The sequence below is a fragment of the Virgisporangium ochraceum genome (assembly GCF_016863655.1).
GTDB lineage: Bacteria > Actinomycetota > Actinomycetes > Mycobacteriales > Micromonosporaceae > Virgisporangium > Virgisporangium ochraceum.
Map to the genome: position 1 here is coordinate 58,749 of NZ_BOPH01000142.1, position 15,188 is coordinate 73,936.

Annotated in this window: 11 protein-coding genes; 3 read left to right on the forward strand and 8 right to left on the reverse strand. The window is 73.3% G+C overall.

All coding sequences use genetic code 11. The features are described from left to right. Positions 1 to 160: 160 nt before the first annotated feature. Both hpt and Voc01_RS54350 read right to left on the reverse strand, forming a co-directional pair. Positions 161 to 730: a hypoxanthine phosphoribosyltransferase gene (gene hpt, locus Voc01_RS47800; RefSeq protein ID WP_203934450.1), complete on the reverse strand. Its 570-nt coding sequence runs from the start codon at positions 728 to 730 to the stop codon at positions 161 to 163. A gap of 115 nt (positions 731 to 845) precedes the next feature. Next, complete coding sequence (locus Voc01_RS54350; protein WP_275423833.1) at positions 846 to 977, reverse strand: hypothetical protein; 132 nt, start codon at positions 975 to 977, stop codon at positions 846 to 848. Positions 978 to 1,129: 152 nt separating this feature from the next. Between Voc01_RS54350 and Voc01_RS47805 the strand changes: the two genes are divergently transcribed. Beyond that, entirely contained in the window at positions 1,130 to 2,083 is a 954-nt protein-coding gene (locus Voc01_RS47805; RefSeq protein WP_203934451.1) for a GlxA family transcriptional regulator, read from the forward strand. Here Voc01_RS47805 and Voc01_RS47810 read toward each other — a convergent pair. From Voc01_RS47810 to dacB, 4 genes are all read right to left on the reverse strand, one after another. Beyond that, on the reverse strand, positions 2,072 to 3,700 hold the full coding sequence (locus tag Voc01_RS47810; protein WP_203934452.1) for a gamma-glutamyltransferase family protein: 1,629 nt from the start codon (positions 3,698 to 3,700) through the stop codon (positions 2,072 to 2,074). The genes Voc01_RS47805 and Voc01_RS47810 overlap by 12 nt on opposite strands. A gap of 5 nt (positions 3,701 to 3,705) precedes the next feature. After that, a complete protein-coding gene (tilS, locus tag Voc01_RS47815) occupies positions 3,706 to 4,683 on the reverse strand; it encodes a tRNA lysidine(34) synthetase TilS (protein ID WP_203934453.1) in 978 nt (325 codons plus the stop codon). Between the two features lie 3 nt (positions 4,684 to 4,686). Further along, positions 4,687 to 5,736 carry an Rv3626c family coenzyme F420 biosynthesis-associated protein gene (locus Voc01_RS47820; protein WP_203934454.1) on the reverse strand — a complete coding sequence of 350 codons (1,050 nt, stop codon included), beginning with the start codon at positions 5,734 to 5,736 and terminating at the stop codon, positions 4,687 to 4,689. Positions 5,737 to 6,422: 686 nt separating this feature from the next. After that, the gene (gene dacB / locus Voc01_RS47825) at positions 6,423 to 7,814 is read right to left on the reverse strand and encodes a D-alanyl-D-alanine carboxypeptidase/D-alanyl-D-alanine endopeptidase (RefSeq protein ID WP_203934455.1); all 1,392 of its coding nucleotides are present in this window, start codon (positions 7,812 to 7,814) and stop codon (positions 6,423 to 6,425) included. An 87-nt stretch (positions 7,815 to 7,901) separates the two neighbouring features. Between dacB and Voc01_RS47830 the strand changes: the two genes are divergently transcribed. Continuing rightward, the gene (locus Voc01_RS47830) at positions 7,902 to 8,432 is read left to right on the forward strand and encodes an inorganic diphosphatase (RefSeq protein WP_203934456.1); all 531 of its coding nucleotides are present in this window, start codon (positions 7,902 to 7,904) and stop codon (positions 8,430 to 8,432) included. A 47-nt stretch (positions 8,433 to 8,479) separates the two neighbouring features. On the opposite strand, the gene Voc01_RS47835 is transcribed toward Voc01_RS47830, so the two are convergent. Next, positions 8,480 to 9,745 (reverse strand): S8 family serine peptidase, encoded by a 1,266-nt coding sequence (locus tag Voc01_RS47835; RefSeq protein WP_239161029.1) that lies wholly within the window; start codon positions 9,743 to 9,745, stop codon positions 8,480 to 8,482. 195 nt (positions 9,746 to 9,940) lie between these two features. Then, entirely contained in the window at positions 9,941 to 13,735 is a 3,795-nt protein-coding gene (gene eccCa / locus Voc01_RS47840) for a type VII secretion protein EccCa (RefSeq protein WP_203934458.1), read from the reverse strand. Between the two features lie 110 nt (positions 13,736 to 13,845). Here eccCa and eccD point away from each other — a divergent pair, with 110 nt between their 5' ends. After that, positions 13,846 to 15,177, forward strand: coding sequence for a type VII secretion integral membrane protein EccD (eccD, locus tag Voc01_RS47845; protein WP_203934459.1), 1,332 nt, complete (start codon positions 13,846 to 13,848; stop codon positions 15,175 to 15,177). Positions 15,178 to 15,188 lie beyond the last annotated feature (11 nt).

Consider the following 15,188-nt stretch of genomic DNA (forward strand, 5'->3'; position numbering starts at 1 on the left):
CCAACCCCGGCTAGATCCGGGCCCGGTGCCGCCCTCGGCCACCGGTCATTTGACGGTACACCGTTGTCACAGGTGGCGTGGATCGCCGGTTGACCCCTCCGGTGGAAGTCTCAGCCGGTTCACAGCATAAACCGGGCGAATCAGCCCCGAGGCCATGAAATCAGCGCTGGTACACCGATGGCTTGAGGACCGCGACATCGGCCAGTTCCCGGTAACGCTCCGCATAGTCCAGCCCGTAGCCCACCACGAACTCCGTGGGGATGTCGAAGCCGACGTACCGCACGTCGAGCGGAACCCGCACCGCCTCGGGCTTGCGCAGCAGGGTCACCACATCGATCGAGCGGGCGCCGCGGCTCGCCAGGTACTTGAGGAGCCACGACAGCGTGAGCCCGGAGTCGACGATGTCCTCGACCACGATCACGTTGCGGCCCGCGATGTCGCGGTCGAGGTCCTTGAGGATGCGCACGACGCCTGACGACGAGGTCCCCTGGCCGTACGACGAGACGGCCATGAACTCGAGCTCGACCGGTGGCCCGTACCGGCCGAGCGCGCGGGCAAAGTCGGCCATGAACATCAGCGCGCCCTTGAGCACGCCGACAAGTAGCAGGGAGTCAGCATCGGCGTGATCGGCGGCGACCTGTTTGGCCAACTCGTCGGTCTTCGCTCGGATCTGCTCCTCGGTGACGATGACCCGGTCGATGTCGCCGGCGTACCAGGTGCCTTCGGCCATGGGGCAAGCCTGCCGCATCAAGATGCGTAAACAGGCCGCGGGTGGCTCTTTTCACGAGTGAAGGCCCGGCTGAACTTCAGCCGGGCCTTCTACGTATACAGATGGTCATCATCGGTCAGTGCCAGCGGGTCACCCGGAATCCGTCGGACGAGGGTGCCCAGTCGGCGCCGTCGCGGCTGTCGACGACCCACCCGAGGGCGGCGGCGATGGCGAGGAGGACGAAGACGGAGAGGAGGAAGAGTTCCATGGTGGCCAGTCCTTAAATTAGGTCTTTGTGGGGATCTGGCCGGTGCGCACCGGTCTGTTGCCAATAAGCATGCGCTTCGCAAGGATTGATCGACAGTGGCAGCAATGCCACACATCTTCAACATCCTGCCATCGGCGGGTATCTTCGGTCACATGCTCACCAGGGTCGCCGTACTGGCACTTCCCGACCTCGCCGTGTTCGAGCTCGGGGTCCTCGTGGAGATCTTCGGGTACGAGCGCGAGGGGCTGCCGAAGTACGACTTCGCCCTGTGCAGCTACAAGAAGCAGCCGGTCCGCACGCATGCCGGGTTCTACGTCTCGCCGGAGCACGACCTCGACGTCCTCGAGCGGGCCGACCTCGTCGCCGTCGCACCGTCCGACAACGGCCAGACGCCGCCCGAGCCGGTCCTGGAGGCCCTGCGCCGGGCGGCCGACCGCGGCGCCTGGGTGCTGAGCCTCTGCACCGGCGCGTTCGCTCTCGGCGCGGCCGGCCTGCTCGACGACCGCCGGTGCACCACGCACTGGCGGCACACCGACCGGCTGGCCGACCTGTACCCGAAGGCCAAGGTCGACCCGAACGTCCTCTACGTCGCCGACGGCAACGTCATCACCAGCGCCGGCACCGCGGCGAGCATCGACGCCGGGCTCTACCTGGTGCGCGAGGTGCACGGGAGTGCCGTGGCCACCGCGCTCGCCCGCCGCATGGTGGTGCCGCCGCACCGCGACGGCGGCCAGGCCCAGTTCATCGAGTCGCCGGTGGCCGCCACGGTCGAGGCGCCGACCCTGCAGCCGCTGCTCGCCGACGTGCTGGCGAGCCTCGACCAGCCGCACACCGTCGACACGCTCGCCGCCCGCGCGCACATGGCGCCGCGCACGTTCGCCCGCCGCTTCCGCGCCGAGACCGGTGCCACGCCGCACGACTGGCTCACGAACCAGCGCGTCCTGCTGGCCCGGCGCCTCCTCGAGGAGAGCGACCTGGGCATCGACGCGATCGCCGCCCGCGCGGGCTTCGGCAGCGCCGCGACGCTGCGCCACCACTTCACCCAGCGGATGAGCACCACGCCGCAGGCGTACAGGTCGACGTTCAAGGTGCGGTCAGTAGCCTAGGGCGGCCCCGTCGGCGCGCGGTTCCGTCCCGGCGACGTAGCCGCCGGCGGGCGATCGCCAGATCGCCTGCCCGTACCCGAACCCGGTCGGCTCGGCCACGACCGTGACCTCGTGGCCGCGGGCGCGCAGGGCGTCGACGCCGTCGAAGTCGGGCTCCACCTGCACGGTCCGGCCGGCGTGCCAGTACCACCGCGGCCGGTCGAGCGCCGCCTGCGGGTCCAGGCCGTCGTCCACTGTGGACAGAACGACCTGCAGGTGGCCCTGCGGCTGCATGTGGCCGCCCATCACGCCGAACGGCCCGACGGCGTCGCCACCGCGGGTGAGGAAACCCGGGATTATCGTGTGGAACGGCCGCTTCGACGGCGCCGCCGCGTTGGGATGGTCGGCGTCGAGCGCGAAGCCGGCGCCCCGGTTCTGCAGCGTGAACCCGGTGCCCGGCGCCACGACGTACGACCCGAACCCCATGTAGTTCGACTGGATCAGGCTCACCATCATGCCGTCGCCGTCGGCGGTGCAGAGGTAGACGGTTCCGCCGCGGGCGGGGTCCCCGGGCGGCGGCGTGGCGGCCTTGTCGGTGATCAGGCCGCGGCGCCGCGCAAGGTAGTCGGCGTCCAGAAGAGCGTCAGAGGTGACGCGCATGGTGGCGGGGTCGGCTACATGTGCGTGCGCATCAGCAAACCCGAGCTTCATCGCCTCGATCTGCTCGTGCACGCCCACCGGGGCGTCGAAGCCGTCGAGCATGCCGAGCGCCTGCAGGGCCGCGATGCCCTGCCCGTTCGGCGGGATCTCCCACACCTCGTGACCCCGGTACCGCACCGAGATCGGGTCCACCCACGTCGACTCGTGCCCGGCGAGGTCGGCGAGGCTCAGCAGCCCACCGGTGCGGTCGGCGAACGCGGCCAGCGCGACCGCGGTCTCCCCGCGGTAGAACGACTCCGCGCCGGTCGAGCCGATCAGGCGCAGCGTGCGCGCCGCGTCGGGGTTGCGGAACAGTTCACCGGCCGCGGGCGCGCGTCCACCGGGCGCGAACACGCGCAGCCACTCGGCGAACTCCGGCCGACCCTCCATCGTCGACCGCACGGCGGCGACCGCGCGCGCCCAGTAGTGGGCCACCGTCGGCGAGACCGGGAACCCGTGCTCCGCGTAGTGCGCCGCGTCCTCGAGCAGGGCCGGGAACGGCAGCCGGCCGAAGCGCGCGTGCAGGTCCCGCCACCCGGCCGGCGCGCCGGGTACGGTCACCGGCAGCCAACCACGCGCCGGCATCACCGTCGACGCGTCGGCCTGCGCCCCACCGAGCGCCGGACCGGCCGGTTCGCCGGCGGCGTGGGCGGCCTCGAACGTCAGCGCCGCGGGAGAGCGGCCCGACGCGTTGAGCCCGTGCAGCGTCGACCCGTCCCACACCAGCGCGAACAGGTCGCTGCCGATGTCGTTGGACCCGGACTGGACGATGGCCAGCGCCGCCGCGGTCGCGATCGCCGCGTCGACGGCGTTGCCGCCCTGACGCAGCACGGCCAGGCCGGCCGACGCGGCGAGCGGCTGGCTCGTGGCCACCACCCCGCGCGCGGCATGGAGCGGCTTGCGCCGCGAATGGGGGCTGAAACTCCGAGGTGCGGACACGTCTGCTATCTAACCGCCGGCGCGAGGAGACCGCCCGTCCGGCCGACCAGCACCCCGCCGGGAAGCCCGACCGCGCCCTGGCCGTGCCAGTCGGTCACGAGGGCGTCGAGGGCGACGAGGTGGCACTGCGACAGCGCGTTCGCGCCCACCTCCGCGGCGAACAGCCGGAGCACGCGGGTGCGGATCGCGGCCGGCTGCGTGGCGAGCACGTCCGTGGACAGGCCGTCGGGGACGCGGGCCACCGACAGGGCCCGCTCGGCCAGCTCGTCGAGCGCGGCGGTGTCGTCGGCAACCAGGGCGGCGGTGCGGGCCAGGTTCGCCACCACCCCCGGTCCCAGAACATCGATCAGCACCGGTAGCGCCGCGCGCACCCGGGCCCGCGTGTACGCCGGGTCGGTGTTGTGCGGGTCCTCCCAGGGCTTGAGACCCATCTGGACGCCCGCCGCGCGGACCTCGGCCCGGGTGAGCCCGAGCAGCGGCCGCAGGAACGTGATTCCGTCGATCTCCCGGGTCGCCGGCATCCCGGCCAGCCCGCGTGGGCCGCCGCCCCGGGCCAGTGCCAGGAGCACGGTCTCGGCCTGGTCGTCGAGCGTGTGCCCGAGGAGAACGGTGGCGCCGCCGCAGTCGTGGGCGGCCTTGCACAGCGCGTCGTACCGGGCCTCCCGGGCGGCCGCTTCCGGGCCGCCGGACCGGCCGACGTCGACGGCGACGTTCAGCACCGGGGAGAACCCCTCCGACCGGGCCCACCCGTCGATGCCCCGTGCCCGCTCGGCCGAACCTTCCTGCAACCGGTGGTCGATGGTGACCAGTCCACACGCCACGCCCAACCGGGAGCTGACGAACCTGGCCGCGCCGGCCAGCGCCAGCGAGTCACCGCCGCCGGAGCACGCCACGAGAACGCCGCGCCGCGCGCGTCCACTCGCTTCTATCGCCCGACGGACCGCGAGCCTGACGGCGGCGACCTCGCGGGACGGCCCGGTCACGACCTACGCGGCGAGCGACGGCACCACCCGCGCGACCCATGCGCCCGGGTCGCCCAGTTCGTTCAGGCGGGGCAGGGTGAGCGGCGACTGCCAGATCTTGTTGAAGCCGGTCATGCCGACCCGCTCGACCACACCGTGGACGAACCTACGGCCTTCGGCGTACTGGCGGAGCTTCACCTCGATGCCGATGAGCCGGCGGATGACCTTTTCGACCGGGTTGGCCTCTTCGCGGCGGCGGTTGAACTTCTGCCGGATGTCGGCGACGCTCGGGACCACCTCGGGGCCAACGCCGTCCATGACAAACTCGGCGTGGCCTTCCAGCAGCGTCATCAGGGCGGTGAGCCGGTCGAGCACGGCTCGCTGGCCGCTGGTCTGCACGATGTCGAGCACGGAGGCGCGGCTGTCGGGGTTGCGGGCGGCGTCGGCCAGGGTGGAGATGCCGCGGCGGATCCGGAGCAGCATCTCGTCCTTGTCGAGCTGCGACGCGTCGACGAACGCCTGCACCTCGCCGAGGAAGTGGGCCCGCAGCCACGGCACCGCGGTGAACTGCGTGCGGTGGGTGACCTCGTGCAGGCACACCCACAGCCGGAAGTCGTGCGGGTCGGCGCCGAGGCGGCGCTCCGCCTCCACGATGTTCGGGGCGATGAGCAGCAGCTGGCCGGGGTCGGCCGAGAAGACCTCGTACTGGCCCAGCACCCGTCCCGACAGGTAGGCGAGCACCGTGCCGGCCTGCACGCCGGTGAGCCGCGACCCGACCGCGGTGCTGACCGTGCCCGGGTTCTTGCCACCGGTGAGCCGCTCGGCCAGCGGCGTGATCACCTCGCGGAGCCCGGCGATGTTCGCCGCCGCCCAGTCCTTGCGGTCGACCACGCGCACCGGCGCGTCGGGCCCCTTGAGCTGCGTGTACTCGGCGACGTGCACGGCCGCCACATCGGCGAGGCGGCGCAGGTCGGCGACGGCCTCGGCGGCTTCTTCCAGACTCACCTTGGGGCCGGCCTTGCCGAGCGCGCCCGCGGTGGAGGCGGCGAGATCCCAATCGACAAACTGCACCATGCCGTCCACCGTACCCGCGGCACGCCCACACCCCCGGTGATGATCACCAAAGATCCGGGACGTCTCGGGGTACCGCCCTACTTGCCCCGACACGCCCTTCAGCCGCTTTACGATCGTGGCCCTCCCCTGCTCGGCCCGCCACGCTTGATGCCCCTGGGACGCCCCATGCCCTGACCCGCCGCATGCCCTGACCCGCCGCATGCCCTGGTACGCGCATGCCCTGGTACGCGCATGCCCTGGTACGCGCATGCCCTGGTACGCCGCATGCCCCGGCGCGCCGCGCGCCATGGGGCGCCCGGGCAGACGCCGCACCCCGCGCGAGACCAGCCACCCTCGACGCCACCCCAGCGAGGCACCCTCCCCCGATCTTGGACAGTTGTGCACCGGAACCGATGCAGGCGTGTCCAAGATCGCCGGTTGGCCCGGCCCGGCGCGCCCAGAGACGAGGCGGAGCCCGGATGAGACGACGCGGCCCACCAACAGCGCGGCCCACCAACAGCGCGGCCCACGAACAGCGCGCGAGGCGGCACGGGGCGGCACGGCGCGGAGACGGCCGAAACGCGGTCGGGTACGGGGAGACCGAGGCAGACAGGCCAGGACGCCGCCCGCAGCCACGCCACCCGCAGTCACGCCACGGCACCGGGGCGCTACCCTGCAGCTACACCCCACCCACAATCGCGGGCGGGCTACTTGCAGCCGCAGGCGGCCAGGGCGGCCAGCACCCGATCCAACGCGTCCTGGGCTGCGAGCGTGGGGTTGGTGCCCGCCGCGACGCCGTCGGCGAGGATGGCTACTGCCAGTTCGCGACCGTCGGCGGTGAAGACGACGCCGGCCACGCCGCTCACGGAGCGCAGCGTGCCGGTCTTGACGCGCACCATGCCGGCGGCGCCGGCACCCGCGTTCGACTTCTTGAACCGGTTGAACAGCGTGCCGTTGTACGCCGCCACGGGGAGACCGGAGTGCACCGACCGCAGGTTGACCTTGTCGGGTTTCGCTGACAGCGCAATCAGCTCGGCCAGCAGCGACGGGCTCACCTTGTTGCCGCGGGACAGGCCGCTGCCGTCGGACAGGGTCAGCTCGCCGGCCGGCAGTCCCAGCTCACCGATCTGCTCCATCTGCGCCTGCGCGCCACCCTCGAAGCTGGCCGGCTTGCCGCGCTTGATCGCGACGTGCCTGGCCAGCGCCTCGGCGATCACATTGTCGCTCTCGACCAGCATCAGCTCGACCTGGCGGCTCAGCGGCATCGACTTCACCGCGCCGAGCTCCTTCGCGCCCTGGGGCGCCTGGCCCTGCGCCACCGCGCTCGCGGGCACGCCGAGCAGCTTCGCGAACGCCTGCGCGGCGGTGCCGGCCGGCAACTGCACCCGGGGCGTGCTGCCCCTGGTCACCTTGGGGTCAACCCGACCACCGTCGGTCATGAGCCCGACGATCGGCGCGACCACGCCGTTGGTGGGGATGTCGGAGTCCCAGGGTCCGACGGCCGGACCCGTGAAGATCGACACGTCGTAGGTGACCTTCGTGGGCGCGGTGCCGCCGAGCGCCTTCTTCACCTGCTCGGCGAGGTCGGGCAGCGTCGCCGCCTGCGGATACGTGCCGGTGGCCGCCGCCGACAGAGTGATGTCACCGCCGCCGATCAGCACCACCTCACCCGCCGCCGCGCCGGCCACCGCCTTCGTGACGAACTGGTGGTTGGGCCCGTACGCCGACAGCGCGGCGACCGCCGTGACCACCTTGATCGTCGACGCGGGGATCGTGGGCGTGTCGGAGCCCTTCCCGTGCAGCACCTGGCCGCTCGCCACGTCGACCACGTGGGCCGTGACGTTCGTACCGAGGGCCGGGTCGGCCAGCAACGGCTGCAGCTTCGCCGCCACCTGGGCCGCGTCGGGCACCGGCGCCGCCGGGGCCGCGGCCGGCAGCACCGCGCGGTCGTTCGGCGGGACGCCCTTGCGCCAGCCGGTGTCGGGACCAGCACCGAGCAGGCCCACCACGTCGTCGACCCGCCACGTGACCAGACCGGCCACGACCAGGCAAACGGCGAGCACCCCCGCCGCGACGACTGTGCCCCGCTGCTGTGACATCGGCCTTCCTTCCACCCCGTCCGCGCGCATCAGGGACACTAGCCGGCGGGTGCGACAGACGGACGCGGGCACGGCAGGGGGCAGGGAATGGACTTCTTCGACGTCACGGTGGAGATCCCGAAGGGGCATCGGAACAAGTACGAGGTCGACCACGTGACGGGGCGGATCCGGCTAGACCGGACGCTGTTCACGGCCACCCAGTACCCGGCCGACTACGGGTTCATCGAGGGCACCCTCGGCGAGGACGGCGACCCGCTCGACGCGCTGGTCCTCATCTCCGAACCGACGTTCCCCGGCTGCCTCATCGCCTGCCGCGCCATCGGCATGTTCCGGATGACCGACGAGAAGGGCGGCGACGACAAGGTCCTCTGCGTACCCGCGGAGGACCCCCGGCACCGCCACCTGACCGACATCCACCACATCGCCGAGTTCGACCGGCTGGAGATCCAGCACTTCTTCGAGGTCTACAAGGATCTCGAGCCCGGCAAGAGCGTCGAGGGCGCCACCTGGGTCGGCCGGGTCGAGGCGGAGGCCGAGATCGTGCTCTCACGCCAGCGGTACACCGACGCCATCGCCGCGGGCACGTACCACGACCCGGGCGTCCGCACCCACCCCTGAGCGCGGGGCCCCGCGCTCCGCGCAGGACGCCGCGCGGAAACGGCGCCTCAGCGGGAGTGGCGGGCCGAGCGGCGGTACCGGCTCAGAAGCCCACGCCGGTCGGCGTACGCGGCCGCGGCCAGCAGGGCGAGGATGATCACCGGGACCGTCGCCACCGCCGCCAGGTCCAGCGGGCTCAGCGTTCGCGCGGTCTTCGCCGCCGCCACCGCGGGAGTGCTGGTCGTCGGGTCGGCGGGGTTGCCGGCGCCGGCCGGTTCCGGGTTGGTGGGGCTGGCCGCTCCGGTCTTCTGGTCCGGTGCCCCGGTGGCGGGCTGGGCCAGGTTCTGCGGGTCGGTCAGGGGGTTGCGGCCCACCTCGGGGATGGTGCCGGTGACGGCCCGGTAGGGGTCCACCAGGCCGTAGCCGTAGCGGGCGTCCCGGCCGGGCGTGCCCAGGTCGGTGGCCGTACCGATCAGGCGGTTGATCACCGTGGCGGCGTTGGCCCGCGGATGGCGGGAGCGGATCAGGGCGGCGGTCGCCGTGACCAGCGGCGCGGCGAAGCTGGTGCCCTGCACCCGCCAGTACCCGCCCGGACGGGCACCCACCAGCGTGGCGGCGGGAGCGCTGAGCACGGTCTCGGGGCCGGTCAGCGAGCCCGGCCACAGGTCGTCGCCGCCGGCCGGACGGTCGAGCCAGTTCTGCGTGGTGGTGGTCGACGGGTTGCGCAGACCCGTGACGGCCACGACGCCCGGCTCGCGGGCCGGGTACCAGACCCGCAGGTCGGTGCCGGTGGTCTGGGCGATGTTGCCGGTGCACGCGATCACGACCACGTCGCGCTCGGCGGCGTACTCCAGGGCCGAGGCGAGCAGGTCGCTCTGGGTCACCCCGCCCAGCGACAGGTTGACCACCGTGGCGCCGTGGTCGACCGCCCAGCGCAGCCCCTTCGCCACCACGGACGCGTCGTCGTAGCGGTTCTGCCGGTCGAGCACCCGCACGGGGAGGATCTTCGCCTCGGGCGCGATGCCCACGACGCCGTCGTCGTCGCGCTTGCCGGCGATCAACGCGGCAACGGTGGTGCCGTGGCCGACCGGGTCGACGCGCCCGTCGCTGGAGCCGTCGACGAGGTCGATGCCCGGCAGCACCTGGCCGGCGAGGTCGACGTGGTTGGCGTCGACGCCGGAGTCGAGGATCGCGACCGTGACGCCGCGCCCGGTGGACAACTCCCACGCGGCGGCGGCGTTCAACGTGCCCAGTTGCCACTGCTCGTTACGCACCGAGTCGGCATATGCGGGCTCTGTAACGAATCCAGGGCTGATCGCAGTCAGCGTCGCCAGGAGAACGGCGATGAACGCGGACCTACAACGATCGATGAGCACTCGCACGGCGCGTCCATTCTGGCGGCTGCTCGCAACAACGGCGAGACGGCTACCCCCAACGACCGTCGATGCGTGCGGCCAACTACGGGTCATTTCCGGGCAAATGAGATCGTTGACCGACGACCGGACAGATAAAGCCGTCCGAACGGACCGCTACCGCGGTGGCAGGTACGCGAGCTGAACCAGGCGCACGCCGTCTCGCCTCGTGATCAACCGACCACGGCCCGGCGGCAACGGACCGGGCCTGACGTTGCCGACGAGCACGCCCTCGTCGCGGTCGCCGGACATCACCACCGCCGGACCCGACAGCTCCCGGATGCGCTGGATCACCGACTCGTACATGGCCCGTGCCGCGCCGCCGCTGCTCCGGGCGATCACCACGTGCAGGCCGATGTCGCGGGCCTGCGGCAGGAAGTCGAGCAGCGGGAGCAGCGGGTTGCTCGGACCGCCGCTCACCAGGTCGTAGTCGTCGACGAGCACGAACAGCTCCGGCCCCGACCACCACGACCGCCCGCGCAACTGGTCGGGCGTGACGTCGGGACCGGGAAGCCGGCGCTCCATGTACGCGGCGGCCGTCTCGACCAGCTCGGTGGCCTGCCGCGCGCCGGTACCGGTGCCGATGAGGTGGTCGCCCGTGATCGCGCCGAGCAGCCCGCGCCGGTAGTCGACGAGGATGACGCGGGCCTGTTCGGGGGTGAACCGCGCGACGATCGTGGCCGCGAGCGCCCGCAGGAACGACGTCTTGCCGCAGCCGCTGTCGCCGAACAGCAGGAGGTGCGGCTCGGCCCGGAGGTCGACGCACACCGCGCGCAGGTCGTCTTCGGCGATGCCGACCGGCAGCACGAGCGGTTCGCCGGTGATCCCGGCGAGGTCGCCGTACGGCACGAGGTCGGGCAGCAGCCGCACGGGAGGCGCCGGCGGTCCGGTCCAGGCGGCGGCGACGGCCGCGACCGGATCGCGGCCGTCGGTGAGGGCGGGCCGGGCCGCCAGGAAGTGGTGGCGTTCGGTGGTGATGCCGCGACCCGGTGCCAGCGGCACCGCCGCGGCGGTGCGCCGGTCGACGTCGGAGTCGCCCGGCTCGCCGAGCCGGAGCTCCAGTTTCGTGCCGAACAGGTCGCGGATGCTCGGCCGGAAGTCGTTCCAGCGCAGTGCGGCGACCACGACGTGGATCCCGTACGCCAGCCCCCTGGTGGCGAGGTCGGTGATCGTCAGCTCCAGCTCGTCGTAGTCGGCGCGCACGGTCGACCAGCCGTCGACCACGAGGAACACGTGCGCCCGACCCGTGGCGAGCGGTTCGCGCTCGCGCTCGGCGAGCAGGGTCACCAGCTCGGCGACGGTACGCCGGACCGCGGTGGTCTCCTGCCGGGAGGCGACGCCGCCGACGTGCGGCAGGCCGGCCACCGACGCGAGCGTGCCGCCGCCGAAGTCGAGGCAGTAGACGCGGGCCTCGGCCGGCGTGTGGGTGAGGGCCAGGCCGGTGACGATCGTGCGGAGCAGCGTCGACTTGCCGGTGCGCGACGAGCCGACGACCGCGATGTGTCCGGCACCGGCGTCGAGGGCCAGCCAGAGCGTGTCGCGGAGCTGTTCGAGCGGCTTGTCGACGTGTGCGACGGGCACCTGCAGTGTGCCGTGCAGGTCGGGGTTCACGGTGGTGAGGCCGCGGTCGGGCACCGCGTGCACCGGGCCGAGCAGGTCGTCGAGCGTCGGCGGGGTGTCGAGTGGCGGCAGCCAGACCCGGTGGGCCGGCGGGCCGAGTGGCGCGAGCCGGCCGACCAGCACGTCGAGGAGGCTGGTCGTCGACGGCGTGGGTGCCGGCGGCTCCGGCGGCATCGCGACGTCGTGGGTCGTGAACTCCAGCACCGGCCGGCGCGCCGGCCCACCGGCGGGCGTCGCCGGCGGCACGTACGGACCCGACGCATAGGCGGCCCGGAACCGCACCAGCGGCTCGGTGACGCACTTGAGGTACGCGTGACCGGGGGTGCGGGGCAGCTCGTACGCGTCGGGTACGCCGAGCACCGCCCGCGACTCCAGCGCCGAGAACGTGCGCAGGCCGATGCGGTAGGACAGGTGCGTGTCGAGCCCGCGCAGCCGGCCCTCCTCCAGCCGCTGCGACGCGAGCAGCAGGTGCATGCCGAGCGACCGCCCGACGCGTCCGATCTGCACGAACAGGTCGATGAAGTCGGGCTTGGCCGTGAGCAGCTCGGAGAACTCGTCGCAGACGATGAGCAGCGTCGGCAGCGGACCGAGCGGCATGCCGCCGGCCTCGTAGTCGTGGATCGACGCGAAGGTGCCGGCCCGCCGCAGCAGCTCCTGCCGGCGCAGCACCTCGCCGTTGATCGCGTCGGACATGCGGTCGACGAGGGTCAGCTCGTCGGCGAGGTTGGTGATCACGGCGGCCACGTGCGGGAGCCGGTCGAGCGAGACGAACGTCGCCCCGCCCTTGTAGTCGATCAGCACGAAGTTGAGGTTGGCCGGCGGATGGGTGGCCGCCAGTCCGAGCACGAGCGTGCGCAGCAGCTCCGACTTGCCCGACCCGGTGGCGCCGATCACCAGCCCGTGCGGGCCCATGCCGTCGAGCGCCGACTCCTTGAGGTCGAGCTCGACGGGCTGCCCGTCGGTGCCGACGCCGATCGGCACCCGTAGCCGGTCCCGGGCGGGCCGTTGAGCGGTGGGCCCGTCGAACCCGGCCGCGTCGCGGATGCCGAGCAGCTCGGTGAGGCCGGTGGTGCGGCGCTCGGGCGCCTCCCCGCGGCCGCTGACCGGCAGCCGCCGCGCCGCCAGCCGGCGCATCAACGCACGCGCCTCCACCCGGCTGAGCAGGTCGGGCCGGCCGACGTCGCCGGAGTCGCCCAGGGTGGTGGTGACCAGTCGCCCGTCGTCGACGGCCAGGACGATCGAGTACCGGTCGAGGAGGCGGGGTGGCGGCGTGTCCAGGTCGAGCACGGTGACGCCGGCGACCGGGCGGTCGGTGCCCACCAGCCGCGCCCCCGACGGGTCACCTCCGTCAAGCAGCACCACGACGTGCGGGCCCTCGTACCCGCCGCCGTGCCGGGGCCGCGGACCGACCACGTCGGCGAGCCGCTGCTCCAGCTCGGCGACGCTGGTGGCGACCAGCCGCACCGGCCCGGCGCCGTCGACGCGCGTGGGGTGCAGGGCGTGCGGCAGCCACTTGACCTCTTCCCACTCGTCGCGCCGGCCGGGTGCCGGGCAGACCGCGACCAGCAGGTCTCCGGGCGCGTGGAACGTGACCAGCTGCGCCAGCACCGCCCGGGCCAGCGCGCGGTTCCCGGTCCCGCGGATGTAGACCCGCGCGAACCCGCGCAACGACACCGCGACCGGCAGGTCGGGCACCACCGAGTACGTGTCGAGGAACCGCCGCAGCGCACCGGCGGTGACCGGCTCCAGGTCGTCGAGTTCCGCGCTGACCGGTGCCCGCAGCGGCGTGGCGAGTGTCTGCGGCCCCGACCCGACCCGCACGACCGCGAAGTCGGAGTCGCCGGGCCGGCGCTCCCAGAGGCGGTAGCTGTCGGCGGCGCACCACAGCTGGCCGGGCTCGGGGTGCCGGTAGGTCATCGCGACGCGCTGCGCGGTGATGGTCGACCGGACCTGGCGCCGCAGCCCGGCGAGCAGGCGCAGGTAGTCACGCCGCATCGCCATCAGCTCGGAGCGGCGCGGCTGCCCGCCACCGCCCCAGCTGGTGGCCAGCATGCCGAGCGTGGACAGGCCGAAGAACGCGCCGATCACCAGCGAGTACCGGTCGCCGCTGCGGCCGGCGAACAGCAGCGCTGTGGCCACCGTGCCGAGCAGCATGGGCAGCACCTGCAGCGCGCCCTGCCAGCGCGACCCGGTCGGCTCCGGAATCGCCGGTGGCGGCGGCACCACGACGTCGCCCGTCGGCAGCACCGGCGCCGGCCGGCGGGCGCTTCTGCGCACGACGACGACACCCATCGACAACCTCCCCAGGAAGCCGGCCCGAGGGCCGGCCAGTCGATGCTGGAGAAACTGTAAGCGACGGACGGGACACGTGGGGTACCCGTTTTAGTGGTAAACCTTCGGGCGTGCTCACGCGGATAACAGTCGCCTCCGCGCAGCGGCGGGTCGACGTGGTGCTGCCCGACGAGGTTCCCGTCGCAGAGCTCCTGCCCGACCTGGTCCACCGCGCCGGGGCCGGCCTCGCCGACCAGGGCCAGCAGCACGGCGGCTGGGCGCTGCACCGCTTCGGCGGTTCCCGGCTGGCGGCCACCGACTCGATGGCGACGGCGGGCGTCGCCGACGGTGAGGTGCTGCACCTGGTCCCGGCCCGTACCGACTGGCCGGAACCGGAGTACGACGACGTCGTCGACGCGATCGCGTCCGGCGCCCGCGGGCTGGGCGCGAGGTGGAGCGGCGCCGCCACCCGCGTCGCGGCCGTGGCCGCCGCCGGCATCGTGCTGCTGGTGGGCCTCCTGGGCGCGACCTTCACCCGCGACCGCTGGTCGGCGCTGGCGCTGGCCGCGGTGCTGCTGGCGGCCGGCGTCCTCGCCACCCGCGCCTACGCTGAGCCGCTGGTCGGAGCCGCTCTGGCCGCCTACGCGCTGCCCACCGCCTTCCTCGGCGGCTGGCACCTGCTGCAACCGGGCGCCGATGCCGCGTCCCGCATGCTCGTCGCCACGACGGCGCTCGCGCTGTGGTCGGCCGCCGCGGCCGTCGGCGCTCCCGGCGCCGGTTCGTCGATGTTCGTCGCGGGCACGGCCGCTGGTCTCCTCGGCGCCGCCGGCGCAAGTGCCGCATATGTGACCGGCACAGCCCGGTCCGCGGCAATCGTGCTGGTCGTGGTGGTGGGTGGGGTGGCCGCCGCCCCGTCACTGGCGGTGCGACTGGGGCGGCTGCCGCTGCCCGTGGTCACCCCACCGCCCGACGCCGCCGACGCCAGCGCGCTGGTTCAACCGCCCGACCACCGACGGATTCGTGCCGCGGTGGCGAGGGCCGACGCGATGCTGACCGGCCTGGTCACCGGGCTGGCGGCCACCGCAGCGGTCGCCGGGTGGGCGCTGGGTCCGGCCGGCGTGGCGGGCCTGCTGCTCACGCTGGCCGCGGGCCTGGCGCTGCTACTGCGGTCGAGGCTGCTGGTGACGGTCCGCCAGCGGGCACCTCTCCTGGCGGGCGGCGCCGTGCTGCTGGTCCTGCCGGTGGCCTCGGGCACCTGGAGCCTGGGCCGTCTCGCCGTACCCGCCCTGGCCGTGGCGGTGGTGGGCCTGGCCGCGGCCGGTGTGCGCTACAGCCGCCGGAGCCCGTCGCCCTACCTGGGCCGGGCCGCCGACATCGTCGACACCCTGTGCCTGGCGGCCCTGGTTCCCCTGGCCGCCGGAGTCCTCGACCTCTACACGATGATGCGAGCCCTGTCGGGCTGACGCACAGTATC

What these genes read in the sequence shown, in the direction of transcription:
- hpt (WP_203934450.1), bottom strand. Translation starts at nt 730, where the DNA reads ATGGCCGAAGGCACCTGGTACGCCGGCGACATCGACCGGGTCATCGTC.
- Voc01_RS54350 (WP_275423833.1), bottom strand. Translation starts at nt 977, where the DNA reads ATGGAACTCTTCCTCCTCTCCGTCTTCGTCCTCCTCGCCATCGCCGCC.
- Voc01_RS47805 (WP_203934451.1), top strand. Translation starts at nt 1,130, where the DNA reads ATGCTCACCAGGGTCGCCGTACTGGCACTTCCCGACCTCGCCGTGTTC.
- Voc01_RS47820 (WP_203934454.1), bottom strand. Translation starts at nt 5,736, where the DNA reads ATGGTGCAGTTTGTCGATTGGGATCTCGCCGCCTCCACCGCGGGCGCG.
- dacB (WP_203934455.1), bottom strand. Translation starts at nt 7,814, where the DNA reads ATGTCACAGCAGCGGGGCACAGTCGTCGCGGCGGGGGTGCTCGCCGTT.
- Voc01_RS47830 (WP_203934456.1), top strand. Translation starts at nt 7,902, where the DNA reads ATGGACTTCTTCGACGTCACGGTGGAGATCCCGAAGGGGCATCGGAAC.
- eccCa (WP_203934458.1), bottom strand. Translation starts at nt 13,735, where the DNA reads ATGGGTGTCGTCGTCGTGCGCAGAAGCGCCCGCCGGCCGGCGCCGGTG.